General features: G+C 56.2%; 12 protein-coding genes. 6 read left to right on the top strand and 6 right to left on the bottom strand.

Annotation, left to right across the window (positions count from 1 at the left end; all coding sequences use genetic code 11):
- Positions 1-28: 28 nt before the first annotated feature.
- Both CAF87_RS05165 and CAF87_RS05160 read right to left on the bottom strand, forming a co-directional pair.
- Positions 29-1270, bottom strand: coding sequence for an MFS transporter (locus tag CAF87_RS05165; RefSeq protein ID WP_085730958.1), 1242 nt, complete (start codon positions 1268-1270; stop codon positions 29-31).
- A gap of 86 nt (positions 1271-1356) precedes the next feature.
- Complete coding sequence (locus tag CAF87_RS05160) at positions 1357-2034, bottom strand: RraA family protein (protein WP_085730960.1); 678 nt, start codon at positions 2032-2034, stop codon at positions 1357-1359.
- 229 nt (positions 2035-2263) lie between these two features.
- Between CAF87_RS05160 and CAF87_RS05155 the strand changes: the two genes are divergently transcribed.
- Positions 2264-3241 (top strand): hydroxyacid dehydrogenase, encoded by a 978-nt coding sequence (locus tag CAF87_RS05155; protein ID WP_085730962.1) that lies wholly within the window; start codon positions 2264-2266, stop codon positions 3239-3241.
- 79 nt (positions 3242-3320) lie between these two features.
- On the top strand, positions 3321-4643 hold the full coding sequence (locus CAF87_RS05150; RefSeq protein WP_085730964.1) for an MFS transporter: 1323 nt from the start codon (positions 3321-3323) through the stop codon (positions 4641-4643).
- Between the two features lie 158 nt (positions 4644-4801).
- Here the strand turns inward: CAF87_RS05150 and CAF87_RS05145 are convergent, their stop codons facing one another.
- The gene (locus CAF87_RS05145) at positions 4802-5515 is read right to left on the bottom strand and encodes an IclR family transcriptional regulator (protein WP_085730965.1); all 714 of its coding nucleotides are present in this window, start codon (positions 5513-5515) and stop codon (positions 4802-4804) included.
- Between the two features lie 236 nt (positions 5516-5751).
- Here CAF87_RS05145 and CAF87_RS05140 point away from each other — a divergent pair, with 236 nt between their 5' ends.
- Complete coding sequence (locus tag CAF87_RS05140; protein WP_085730966.1) at positions 5752-6363, top strand: DapH/DapD/GlmU-related protein; 612 nt, start codon at positions 5752-5754, stop codon at positions 6361-6363.
- Positions 6364-6386: 23 nt separating this feature from the next.
- On the opposite strand, the gene CAF87_RS05135 is transcribed toward CAF87_RS05140, so the two are convergent.
- Together CAF87_RS05135 and CAF87_RS05130 are read right to left on the bottom strand one after the other, a co-directional pair.
- On the bottom strand, positions 6387-6911 hold the full coding sequence (locus CAF87_RS05135; RefSeq protein ID WP_085730967.1) for a nuclear transport factor 2 family protein: 525 nt from the start codon (positions 6909-6911) through the stop codon (positions 6387-6389).
- 162 nt (positions 6912-7073) lie between these two features.
- The gene (locus CAF87_RS05130) at positions 7074-7832 is read right to left on the bottom strand and encodes an SDR family NAD(P)-dependent oxidoreductase (protein ID WP_085730968.1); all 759 of its coding nucleotides are present in this window, start codon (positions 7830-7832) and stop codon (positions 7074-7076) included.
- 331 nt (positions 7833-8163) lie between these two features.
- Between CAF87_RS05130 and CAF87_RS05125 the strand changes: the two genes are divergently transcribed.
- The gene (locus tag CAF87_RS05125) at positions 8164-9618 is read left to right on the top strand and encodes an MFS transporter (protein ID WP_085730969.1); all 1455 of its coding nucleotides are present in this window, start codon (positions 8164-8166) and stop codon (positions 9616-9618) included.
- Here the strand turns inward: CAF87_RS05125 and CAF87_RS05120 are convergent.
- Entirely contained in the window at positions 9598-10458 is an 861-nt protein-coding gene (locus CAF87_RS05120) for a LysR family transcriptional regulator (RefSeq protein WP_085730970.1), read from the bottom strand. The two genes, CAF87_RS05125 and CAF87_RS05120, sit on opposite strands and share 21 nt — an antisense overlap.
- 121 nt (positions 10459-10579) lie before the next feature.
- Between CAF87_RS05120 and CAF87_RS05115 the strand changes: the two genes are divergently transcribed.
- Entirely contained in the window at positions 10580-11458 is an 879-nt protein-coding gene (locus CAF87_RS05115) for an NAD(P)-dependent oxidoreductase (RefSeq protein WP_085730971.1), read from the top strand.
- Positions 11459-11736: 278 nt separating this feature from the next.
- Entirely contained in the window at positions 11737-12399 is a 663-nt protein-coding gene (locus tag CAF87_RS05110; RefSeq protein WP_139831706.1) for a hypothetical protein, read from the top strand.
- Positions 12400-12466 lie beyond the last annotated feature (67 nt).

The following is a 12466-nucleotide window of genomic DNA, read 5'->3' as shown; positions in this document are numbered from 1 at the left end:
TGGGCGAAGCCGCCCTTCTCCATCCAGATCATGAGTTCAACCGGCGCGCTCGCAAGCGCCCGCCAATGCTGACCATCAGATAGAGCAGTAAAATCCCTCCGGCAATACCCAGCGTGGCCGGCGCTCCAAAATGCGCGGCGACCAGGCCTGCCAACATCCCGCCTACCGCTTCGAATCCGAAGCGCATGGCGATGTAGAAAGCGACAACTCGCCCCCGAAGCACGCCTGGCGCCCCGCTCTGCAGTTGCATGTTCGTACTGACGTTGCTCAGCGTGATGCCGAAACCCAGCAGGACCAAGCCTGTCAGTGCCATAGGAAGGTTCGCAGCGAGGAACACGCCCAGCAACGCGAAGCCGCACACAAGCGCGCCGCCGTCCATGAAGTATCGCAACCGTGACAGCGTTCCATTGAAGGCTAAAACCAGGGTAGCTACGAAGGCACCGGCGCCGGCGGCTCCCCATAACCAGCCGAGAATCCTTGCATCACCGGCATAAACAGTCTTGGCAAGAATGGGTAAAAGCGAGGCGTAGCAAGATGCCAAAAGGTTCACCATGATCACGCTGATCATCAGTTGCCGGACGCTCACCGTACGCCAGAGGTACGCCAGCCCTTCGCGGAAAACCTGAGAGGTCGAACCGCTCGCTTTGGGTGACACCGTCGCCCTGACGTTGATCAGCCCGAACATCAGGGCCAGATAGGCAAATGCCGTCAGGAGAAAGCAGCTCGCTTCGCTGGTCATCGCGATAAGGGTGCCCGCCAGAGGAGGTCCTGCAAATCTCGCCGCGTTGATCAACATGGCATTGAGCACCAACGCATTGGGCAAATCGGCCGGATCATCAACGAAGCTACCGATCAACGCCTGTCGCAACGGCGTTTCTACAGCATTCAGCAACCCCAGCAGCAATGCCATGCATGCAATGGAGGTTCCATCGTTCCAGCCGAACTGAGTCATGACGGCAAGTGTGAGCGATTGGGCTATCAGCATTATCTGGACGCCGATCAGTAGTCGTTTTTTGTCATGACGATCGATCCAGGCACCCGCGAGCGGTCCGATGAGAAGTTGAGGTGCGAGGGAAAGAAAAGTGATCAGACCGAGCAGTACCGCCGAGCCGGTCAGATGATAGGCCAGCCAGGCCAGAGCGACCTGCTGCACCCATTTGCCCAACGTCGAAATGCCTTGCCCGACGAAATAGATCTGGAAATTTCGACTGGCCAGCGCCCTGACCGGAGCCGGCCAGCGTGTAGAGCGGGAAGAATGCGGGTTGGACAAGAGTACGTTCCTTAAAAGGCCCCGCGACACTCCTGGCACAAGGTCTACCGCGCATCGCAGGGCTGGATGCGCGGTAGTCGCATGGATCAGAGCGGCAGTTGGCAGCCTTTCTTTTTCAAAGATTCCAATACCCAAGAGCGATCGTTTTTGCCTTGGGCGATTTGCTCCATCTGTTTGTGCTCGGCTGCGTATTTCGCCGTCGCACGTTCAAAGACTTCATCGACATGGTCAAACGGTATGCACAGCAAGCCGTCCTCATCGCCAATGACCAGGTCGCCCGGTTCGATCACCATACCATCGATAGCAATCGGCACGTTGATCTCCCCAGGGCCGTCCTTATAAGGGCCTCGATGCGATACGCCGGCAGCGAACAGCGGAAAGTCACCGCTACCAATGTTGGCTGCATCACGAATGGCACCATTAATGACGATCCCGGCGATGCCGCGTTTTACCGCGTAAGCGACCATCATTTCACCGATCAGCGCATTGGTTAAATCGCCACCCGCATCCACCACAATCACATCGCCAGGTTCAGCGATATCGATCGCGTAATGCACCATCAGGTTGTCTCCCGGACGCGCCTTGACAGTCACTGCGGGACCAGCAAGCACGCCTTCGCGGTGCATGGGACGCAGGCGAGAACCGCCTGCCGTCATGCGATTCATGGAGTCGCTGACGTTGGCTACCGGCAGCTCACGATAGCGTGCAACCCATACTGCGCTGACTTTGCGTGCGCGCTCCAGCACCTGAAATCCAATGCTCATGTGACATACCTCTGTTTGATTTTATTCGATCACATCGAATGGCGCCGATGCGTTTTTTAGAATTGCATTTCATTTTAAGAAGCGCAACGGTGATTTTCACGGCCAAAGCAAGATCTGAAGAACGCTCAAATATCTATATTGCAACGTCGTTTCATTATGCTAGGGTTGTCACGTCGCAATCTCTGCACACGCCAGCGTTTGTCTCCACGATAAAAACAAGGTAATGACGATGTCCCTGACCCTTCTGCTGACCGGCCCTGAACTTGCCCCGGAAGCCATGAACCTGGCCGCCGCCTCTGGCGTGCGGGTTATTCCAACCACGCCCTATCTGCCGGCCGAAGAGCTGGAAGCCATCATTCGCGAGCAGCAACCTGATGCGATCATCGTCCGCCAGGGGCAACTGACCGGGTCGATGATCAAAGCCTCGAAAAACTTGAAAGCAATTGCCAAACACGGCGTCGGCTACAACACCATCGACATCGAAACCGCTGCCGCTTGCGGTATTCCGGTCAGCATTGCCGTTGGCGCCAATGCCCAGTCAGTGGCCGAGCACGCCTTCGCCTTGATTTTCAGTGTCGCTAGACAAACGGCGCTGCTGGATGCGCGGATGCGCGACGGTCATTGGGACAAGACCGAGGCGAACGGTGTGGAGTTGTTCGGCAAGACACTGGGCCTTGTCGGGCTGGGCTCGATCGGCAGCATCCTGATGGATTTGGTCGCGCCCCTGCGTATGAAGGTGAAGGTCTTTGACCCCTACCTCAAAGAGCTGCCAGCGCGCGCGCACGTGGAACGCGAGGAAGACTTCAATCGTTTACTGGCCGAGAGCGATGTCATCAGCCTGCACTGCCCGCTGACCGAGACCAATCACAATCTGATCGGCGCGGCGCAACTCGAACTCATGCGTCCCGGCAGTATCCTGATCAATACCGCAAGAGGTGAACTGATTGATACCCAGGCACTGGTGCAAGCACTGAGCGAGCGTAAAATTGCCGGTGCCGGACTGGATACTTTCAATCCCGAGCCACCACCTGCAGATAGCCCTTTGTGGGGTCTGCCTACGCTGGTGGCGACTCCCCATGTCGGCGCCAACACCTCGGAGGCCCGTGATCGCGTCGGTGTTGTCGCGTTGCGCCAGATCCTGGACGTCTGCGCAGGTCGGCCATTGGAGCCACGCAGCGTGGTCAACCGACACCTGCTCAACTGCTGATTGATTGCGTGCTCCTTTGCAGTCAGAAGGAGCCCATCCGTAACGCGACACTCCACAAAAAGAACAAATGGAGAGCCTTATGACTTCCACCGCTTCCACCGTGAGCGAACTCGAACGCAAAACGATGCATCGGGTTGCCTGGCGCTTGCTGCCCTTTTTGATCATCTGTTATCTGATCGCGATCATTGACCGCGGCAACATCGGCATGGCCTCGCTACAGATGAACGAAGACCTCGGCCTGACTGCAAAAGTCTTCGGTTTTGCCAGCAGCCTGTTTTTCTTTGCCTACTTCCTGGTGGAAGTGCCCAGCAACCTGGCGATGCAGAAATTTGGTGCCCGGATCTGGATCGCGAGAATCATGATCACCTGGGGCATCATTTCGGCGGGTACCGCTTTCGTCACAGGGGCCAACTCTCTGTACGTCATGCGTTTTCTGCTGGGTGCGGCGGAGGCCGGTTTTTTCCCGGGTGTGCTTTTGTACCTCACCTACTGGTTGCCGTCGGCCTATCGTGCCCGCATGGTTGCACTGTTCATGGTGGCCATTCCGGCGGCCAACTTCATCGGTTCTCCGCTTTCCGGGCTTTTGCTCAGCCTCGATGGGTGGATGGGCATGCGGGGCTGGCATTGGTTGTTCATCATCGAAGCGATTCCGGCCGTGATGCTGGGCATCGCTTGCCTGTTCGTACTCACTGATCGACCCGAGCATGCCAAGTGGTTGACCGATGAACAGCGCAATTGGCTCACCCGGCGACTGGCAGAGGAGTCGTCGAAGAAAACCGCCATCGGCCATATCTCGTTGTGGAAGCTGTTGCGCCACAAGGATATCTGGGTGCTGGCACTGATCTATTCCGGAGCTTCTGCGGCCGGGAGCACCATGAGCGTGTGGGCGCCTCAATTACTCAAGACTTTCGGTCTCAACTCCATGGAGATCGGCCTGGTCAACGCCATTCCGTACGGCGTCGCGTCGGTGCTGATGATTCTTTGGGGCCGCAGTTCTGATCGTACAGGCGAGCGTCGCTGGCACACGGCAATGACCTTGTTGCTGATTGCGGCAGGCTTGCTCATGACCCTGTTCACTTCAGCTTTGCCGGCCACTATCGTCATGCTGACCATGGTTTTGGTGGGTGCCTATTCGATGAAGGGGCCGTTCTGGGCGCTGGTGTCAGGCTGGTTGTCGTCATCTACTGCAGCAGCTGGACTGGCAGCCGTTGGCGCCATGGCCAACCTGATCGGTGGCGGACTGATGGTGAACGCCTACGGTGCTATTCATGATGCGACAGGCAGCTATGCATTGGCACTGATGCCGTTGGCGTCGCTGTGCACGTTGGCTGGCGTCATGGTTCTGTTCATCGGTCGCAAACGTCAGCGTGAGCGAGGTGATCTGGCAGTCAGCGTCAAATAGAGACGGCTCTGCCTTACGACGATGCCCATTTTCCTTTTTGGGGGGGACATGGGCATCGTTGTTTCAATCGAAGACCAATCGACGCCCCGCTGGACCTGCTTGAAGTTTGGAAGTCGGACAAGAACAAACTCACCTTGATCCTTCGCGACAACGCCGTCTTACTTCAAGGGCGCTGATTCGTCCGCTGGCTTCAGGCCCAGGCTGCGCATCAGTTCACGGGCGGTATCGAAAAAGGTCGTTTTTATGCTTTCGGCGGCTTCCTCAGTCAATCGGCTCGAGGGGCCGGAGATGACCAGCGCGCCCATCAGCTCTTTCTGAGCGCCATATATCGGCAGTGCAATGGAAGACGCATGGGGATCCGTCGCGCCGCGCGAGTAGTACGGTTTTTCCAGCGCGATGCCAACCTGAAACGGTGCCCGCAATGCCTGTGCTCCCGCCGCTTCGTCCATGGGACGCATATCACCTGGCTGCATGTTGAGTCGCAGTCGATGGGAGGAATTCACTCGGTACTGGCACATCCGATAGGCGCCATGGCGCACATAAAATGATGCGGTTTCGCCGGACTGCTCGGAAAGATACTGGAGCCGTGGCATCACATGACGCTCAAGATCCAGGGCTTCCTGATAAACAGCATTAAGCCTCATGACTTCGCTGGCCAACTGATAACGGCCATCGGCCATTCGGTTGATCAGTCCATGATTTTCCAGCGAGACCATCAAGCGCATGACAGTGCTTTTAATCAGCCCGGTACGTTCAACCAGCTCCACCAAACTCAATGCCGTATCGCCGACCTGAAAAGCCGTGAGCACGGTCAAGACCCGGTCAGCCGAAGCCACACCGTTTACCGCTGGACGCGGCCGCGCATTCGCCATCAGAAAAAACCTCTACTATTGGGACCGTTATACAAATCATTGTGAGGGCCGGAAATCCGATTATCCGGCAAGGGCGGTTTTCTAGCCATCCTTGTGACGAATGTATTCGCAAGCTGATGCGCCCATCCTGCGCTGCGAAGCCTTCATCTGCGCTACAGCTGGATTGATCGCCTGATTCCACTACAGCTTACGCGGCAACGTTCATCCGCTCGAGCAACCTGTACAGGGGAATAATTGTGAAGCTACCTGAGATCAGTACGTTTATTGCCCGATGGTCCCTGCTGGGCTCGCTACCACCAGCTGCTTGGCTGATTACTCATGACTGCGAAAATCAGATTCTGGCCTTGCTTGATCGCCTCGGTGCGGGTTATCGACGCAACGGTAGCTGTGCGATTCACGAAAGTGCCTTTGTGGAAGACGGGGCAGTGCTTAAGGGGCCGATCATCATCGGAGAAGGATCATTTGTGGCGGCGGGAGCTTACCTGCGTGGCGGAGTTTATCTCGGCGACAATTGTATTGTTGGCCCAAGCTGCGAAGTTAAAAGCAGCATCCTGCTTGCAGGAAGCAAGCTTGCACACTTCAACTTCGTCGGCGACTCACTTATTGGCGAGCGCGTAAACATTGAAGCAGGTGCAATTATTGCCAACTACCGCAACGAACTGGACGGCGTGGATATCAAAATCCGTTACGCAGACAGTGTGATCGAGACGCGGGTCAACAAATTCGGTGCCTTGGTAGGTGACGACTGCAAAATTGGGGCAAATGCAGTCATAGCTCCCGGAGCAATACTACACCCCCACACCCATGTTCCACGCCTGGGGCTGATTGACCATTTCGCCTACGATTGAACCCGGCCAGAAGTCGATAGCGCTCAGTCGCGCCTGATCGAGGCGCCCTGTTGAACTGCATCTGTCGTTGGCTGTTCAGGATGCGAGTACTGTTCATTACCCGCCACGGGAACCCAGTCTTTTAGAGGTGTCAGGTAATGGAGTTCAAAACGTCTTGATTTGAACGCCCATTTGCCATCACGGCGTTCGAATTTGTCGTGGTACAACCCGCTGACTTGAACCGGACCTTTTTCAATGTCATGGAACAGGCAATTCGCGGCTACGGTTCCCGTTGCATTATCACCTTCGATTTCGAGCATAGGGTTGGCCATCCAATGGTGCATATGCGGCATTTGCCGCCAACTATTTTCAGCCATCGCCAAGATTTCATCTCGATTCAAAGCACTTCCGAAGCCTGGTAAATCCAGCGATGAATCTGCGTGCCAGATTTCCTTCAAGAGAGACGCATCAATGCGGTCAAATGCGTTTGCGTAAGCGGCTATAAGCGTCTCTATGGCGGCACGACTTTCCAATGCTTCAAGTCGTGCGATTAAAACTTCAATATTCATGATGATGTTTCCTGTTTGATCACACCGGGTGCCAGTTGACCGGTTACAAGCGATGGTTAACGGACGATGCACCTGCGCATAAGCACAACTCCCTATCTGAAAATTGCACCGGGGTTGAACCTGAACAGCCCTCGACGAAGGCTGATCAGGTCAAACAACCATTCAGATCTGCGAAAGGCCGCCATCGACCATCAGCTCTACCCCGTTGACATACCTGGCATCGGCAGATGCCAGGAACAGTGCTGACGTGGCGATTTCTTCGGGCTGGGCCATGTAGCCAAGCGGCGTGATCTGCTCGACGTGTTGGCGAAGCGCTGCAATGTCGCTTTCGCTCATCTTCAAGCCGTTGTCCATCAGAGGGGTGCGGGTGAAGCCCGGACTCAATACGTTCGCTCGAATTTTTCGGCCTTTGAGTTCGTTGGCCCAGGTTCGTGCGAAGGACCGCACCGCTGCCTTAGAGGCGTTGTAAAGGCTCAGCCCTTCCATGCCGTTGCTGGAGCAGATAGAAGCCGTCAATACGATTGACGAGCCGTCTTTCATCAACGGCATAAGCGTTTGAACAGTAAAAAAGACACCCTTCACGTTTATGTCAAACATGGTGATGTATGCGGTTTCGCTGGTCTCGCCAACAGGGTTTTTTTCGCAAATTCCCGCATTGGCAAACACTGCATCCAATTGATCATTTCGAGCTTCTATTGTCGCCTTGAGCTTATCAAGGTCCCCTTGGCGCGAGACGTCGGAAACGACTGCGACCGCCTTGGTGCCCAGTTTGGCCACAGCGGCCTCCAGCGTGCCCGTTGAACGGCCAGTGATGTAAACACGTTTGGCGCCCTCGGCAATTAAACCCTGCGCAATCGAAAATCCGATTCCGGTGGATGCACCTGTGACAACTGCGACTTGATTAGCGAATTTACCTGACATGTCTGACTCCTCGGTCCTCGATTTGGATCGTTTGAAACCACGCCGGGACCATTGTGAGAGTTACCGGGGAGACAGCGGCACTGCCATAAATGAACGTTGGTCGTTCATTTATGTGAGGCGTAAGACGGAGTTGAATCGTTTAGTTTGAAGGTGACCGATTCAGTCCAGCTCCATTCTCAGGAAGCCAGATCAGCGCCCCTCAACGGGCCAGTGTGTCCGCAGACGTTTGAACTGGAAGTGGCATCCGGAATGTGATGAGCGCCTGTGGGGTTCGACTGATTTCTAACATACAGAAACGTTGGGACCGAACGGCCCCGTATAGGACTTCCGCATGAACAAGAACGAAGTGGTGCCCCTCGAACGGCGACGCTGGTTGATGTTCGCAATACTTCTGGTCGGCGCGTTTCTCCCGCCTCTGGATTTTTTTATCGTTAACGTTGCCCTGCCCTCAATCCAGGCGTCATTGGGTACGTCCTCTTCCGCCGAACAGTTAATCATCTCCTCTTACGCAGCACTTTATGCCGTGACACTGATCACCGGTGGACGGCTTGGCGACCTTTACGGTCGCGTAAGAATGTTTTTCCTGGGACTGGTGGGTTTTGCAGTCGCGTCACTGCTCTGTGGCCTCGCGTCGACGCCCTGGGCGTTGGTTGCCGGGCGCGCGCTGCAAGGCATCACAGCCGCCGTAATGGCGCCTCAAGCGCTGGCCTCGGTGCAAACCATTTTTCCCGAGTCCGAAAAATCTTTGGCGCTCAGCCTGTATGGGGCGGTGTTTGGGCTGGCTGCCGTAGTCGGACAGGCGCTCGGCGGAGTTCTGATTTCGCTGAATCTGATGGACATGGGTTGGCGGGCTATTTTTCTGGTGAACTTGCCAATTGCTTTGCTGGTGATTGTGTTCGGGATTCCTGTGATAAAGGAGACCCGCGCGCAACAGACCATCAAGCTTGACCTTGGCGGGACCGCGCTGTCGATGGCAATGATTGGCGCATTGATTGTGCCATTGATTGAGGGGCGTGAGACGGGCTGGCCTTGGTGGGCCTTGCTTTCGCTTGCCGCGGCACCGTTGTTGGCGTGGCTGTTCTGGCGGTACGAAACCCGCTTGCATATGGCCGGCGGTGTGCCGTTGTTCAACCCTGCCGCATTGCGGGCGCCAGGCATCGGCCGAGCGTTGGTGGTCGCCCTGACTTTCTATGCGATCGGCGTGTTTTTCTTGCTGCTTTCGATCTATTTGCAGGCGGCCCTGCATATGAGCGCACTCGATGCAGGTCTTGTGTTCCTGCCTTTCGGTGCCGGATTCCTGCTGGGACCACTGTCGATTCGTCAATTCGCACGCGTGTTCGGTGCTTACGTGAATCCCGTTGGCATGACACTGGAGGTCGTGGGGTTCCTGCTTATGGCCTGGCTGATAACCGTGACGCCGACAGCCGCCCCTCCAGCGCCCCTGCTGCTTGCCGTCATCCTGTTTCTGATTGGTTACGGGCAAGGACTGGCCCTGCCGACATTGATGAGAATGATCACAGGGCGAGTCGCGCCAGCCTTCTCTGGCATGATCGCCGGCATTACCAGTTCCACGCTGCAAATCAGCACATCGCTGAGCGTCGCGATAATCGGCGGAGTTTTTTATACCCTGCTCGGAACTCAATCTGATGCAGCTACGATCACACGCGCTTTTACCGCTTCCATACTCTGCATCGCCGCGAGTCTGGCTCTGGGCGCTGGACTTAGCCTCACAGTCGTGCGCCAGCCCACCGTGCCTCGTGAAGCATCAGCCATAAGCCCGACCTGAGCCGATCATGCTGGACGCAAGATCTGCAAGAGCGCGAAGACTGTCCATCTGCCGCATGTCCTGGTGATATCCCATCCATATATCGCGCCCCGGCGGTTCTTCTGTATCAAGCATCCGCAGCGCCGGTAGCTGGTCTCCCAGGACGCGCGGCAATACAGCGACGCCTTGGCCTTTCGCACATAGGTGAGCCTGTACCGTGCGGCTGCTGCTGGTGAACACAGTACGCGCCAGCGGGTAACGCTGCTGCAACCACTGCACATCAGGATAGTGGGCCTGGGCAACGCTCATGGTGATCAAGCCGAGACCTTCACCCTGGGGATGAGGATCAGGTGCTTCAAGGCCTGCGTATACGCCATAACTCAGCGTGGTCAGTTTGCGGTGAACGATGTCGGGCTCGGTGAATGGAATGATGCGAAAGGCAATATCGGCGTCGCGACGAGAAAGGTCAGAAAGGCGATGCCCGGCGATTACCTCAGGCACGATCAACGGGTAACGCCGTCCGAGCTCGCTAAGGACCGGAGACAATACGTAGCAGGCGAACCAGTCAGCCGATGAAATCCGCAACAGGCCCTCCGGCTGGGCGCTGTCGCCCGCAAGACGCCGCTCGATCGCCAACGCACTTTGCTCCATCTCTTGCGCCAGGCTGAGGATCTTCTCACCGCTGTCGGTCAGAACCAGCCCTTGAGCCGTGCGCAGAAAGACGGGCTGGCCACTGGACTGTTCAAGCACCTGCAGGCGCCGCCCCACGGTCGGGTGGCTGACTCCCAACTGCTTGGCAGCCGCCCCCAGCGAGCCGCTTCGAGCAATAGCCAAAAAGACCCGCATATCACTCCAGTCCATGCTGTACCCCGTACAAAAATGAACGATGAGAGTGCAGCAATGGCACTGCCGTAGCAATCCCGCGCCCTACATACTCGATTGCATATATGACCGTGTCACATAGCAATCGGGGGACTGGAAAATGAATATCGGCTTTATCGGTGTGGGAAGCATGGGACGAGCGATCATTCCTTTGCTCGTCCGGGCCGGCCATCGCGTATCTGTCTGGAACCGTAGCCGTGATGCGCTTGCCGGCCTTGAAGGTATTCACATCCTTGAGTCTCCGGCCACGGCATTTCAAGAAGCGGTCGTCATCAGCATGCTTGCCGATGACACTGCCGCAAGAGAAGTGTTGCTCTCCTCCACTGTGCTGGAGCGTGCAAACAAGGCTTGCGTTCACATCGTGATGTCAACGCTGTCACCCGTGATTATGGAGGAGCTGCAAGCCGCCCATGATGACTTGGGCGTCGCACTCGTCGCCGCGCCGGTTTTTGGCGTGCCGGCAGTAGCCGCGAAAGGCGAACTGAATATCCTGACGGCAGGACCACAGTCCGCCATCGCGATGGCACAGCCGCTCTTTGACGTGCTGGGGAAAAAACACTGGCCCCTGGGCGATCATCCCATCCAGGCGTGTATCGCGAAAATCGCCGGCAACATGATGATCACTCAAGCTATACAGTCATTGGGCGAAGCAACCGCACTCGTCCAACGCTATGGCATGAGTTCGGGGGCTTTCGTCGAACTCATGTCACAAACCCTGTTCGCTTGCCCGAGCTATCAACGGTATGGGAAGAACATCATCAACGGCAGCTTTGAACCGGGTTTCAAACTGTCTCTGGGTCTCAAGGATATAAATCTGGCCATCGATGCTGCCCACATCAAGGATCTGGAATTACCTGCCGCCGATGCTGTGCGATCAAAGATGATGGCAGCCGTGGCCCGGGGTGCCGGGAACAAGGACTGGTCTGTTTTTGCCTCGGAGACAGTCATCCGCTCAAATGGGAATGCCCGGCAACCCTGACTAACGACGCCGGCGACACGCTCTCGCCGTGGCATTGTGACGCTACCTTCGAGGTAGTCAGTCATGGCTAAACCGTTGTGTGAGCGCAAAACGTTCAGGAGCGGGATCGTGAGCTATCAGACAAAGACGATTTGTACAGCCCGTTACGAGGACATTGTCCAGCGTCACAGGCAAATCGCGGCAAGGCTTGAGTCTTGCTCACCGACCGGTACCTGTGCATCAAGCGACTTTTGATGTTTTGCATAGCAATCGAACAACCTAACGATGAGAACAACTGCATGAGATGGCCAACGATCGATCAGGTACGCAGCTTTACCGTTCTGCCCTCTGGCTATACGTGGGATTACCTGTCTCACGATGAAATCGATGTCGCGACAGGCTTTTTCAAGACCTGGTTTCCCTCCATCTCGGTCGGGTCTGCAAGCTCATTCATGGATAGGAAGTTTTATGAGGAGCAAGTGGTTCTCGACGATCATGCTGAGCGTGCGGTCTTCGCGGCAGTGGTTCGCTATAACCATGAAATTGTCGCGATTGCGACGTGGGAAAAAATCGACGGTGCCGATGTGCTCTCCGGCCGGGTAGGTGCTGTGGCGAAACCTCATCGACAGTTCAATCTGGCGGTAGCGGCCCAAGAGCTTGGCGAAAAAATGGGTAAGCACATGGGAGCGGGGCTGATCTATGGCATGGCGACCACCCGGGCGCCTTATATGCAACAAGCGCTGGAACACGCCGGGTACACGGCAGTGGGGATAATGCCTGGCTTTGATCGTGAGGAAAGCGAGCCCGGCGTGGTGCACAGGGTTTACGAAGTCATCTATGCAAAACGGCTCGCCCCCCACTCAGACTTTCTGATGCCGTCGGTGCAAAATCTTACCCCGACCGTCGCACGGCTCTATGCAGAAATTTTCCACAGTGAAAAACAGACAACCTTGGTGGATTGAAAACAGGCGAAGGCATTCTGCTCCATAAATACGTTTATCGCTTATCCAGTCATGTTCCCGCTCAGAC

It is taken from the genome of Pseudomonas sp. R38(2017), assembly GCF_002112395.1.
Taxonomy (GTDB): Bacteria; Pseudomonadota; Gammaproteobacteria; order Pseudomonadales; family Pseudomonadaceae; genus Aquipseudomonas.
Note: the sequence above shows the minus strand (reverse complement) of the source record. Positions and strands in the feature narration are given on the sequence as shown.

Excerpts from the sequence above, each read along its gene's own strand:
- CAF87_RS05130 (WP_085730968.1), bottom strand. The coding sequence starts at position 7,832 with ATGTCAGGTAAATTCGCTAATCAAGTCGCAGTTGTCACAGGTGCATCC.
- CAF87_RS05135 (WP_085730967.1), bottom strand. The coding sequence starts at position 6,911 with ATGAATATTGAAGTTTTAATCGCACGACTTGAAGCATTGGAAAGTCGT.
- CAF87_RS05110 (WP_139831706.1), top strand. The coding sequence starts at position 11,737 with ATGAGATGGCCAACGATCGATCAGGTACGCAGCTTTACCGTTCTGCCC.
- CAF87_RS05115 (WP_085730971.1), top strand. The coding sequence starts at position 10,580 with ATGAATATCGGCTTTATCGGTGTGGGAAGCATGGGACGAGCGATCATT.
- CAF87_RS05155 (WP_085730962.1), top strand. The coding sequence starts at position 2,264 with ATGTCCCTGACCCTTCTGCTGACCGGCCCTGAACTTGCCCCGGAAGCC.
- CAF87_RS05145 (WP_085730965.1), bottom strand. The coding sequence starts at position 5,515 with ATGGCGAATGCGCGGCCGCGTCCAGCGGTAAACGGTGTGGCTTCGGCT.
- CAF87_RS05125 (WP_085730969.1), top strand. The coding sequence starts at position 8,164 with ATGAACAAGAACGAAGTGGTGCCCCTCGAACGGCGACGCTGGTTGATG.
- CAF87_RS05160 (WP_085730960.1), bottom strand. The coding sequence starts at position 2,034 with ATGAGCATTGGATTTCAGGTGCTGGAGCGCGCACGCAAAGTCAGCGCA.
- CAF87_RS05120 (WP_085730970.1), bottom strand. The coding sequence starts at position 10,458 with ATGGACTGGAGTGATATGCGGGTCTTTTTGGCTATTGCTCGAAGCGGC.
- CAF87_RS05150 (WP_085730964.1), top strand. The coding sequence starts at position 3,321 with ATGACTTCCACCGCTTCCACCGTGAGCGAACTCGAACGCAAAACGATG.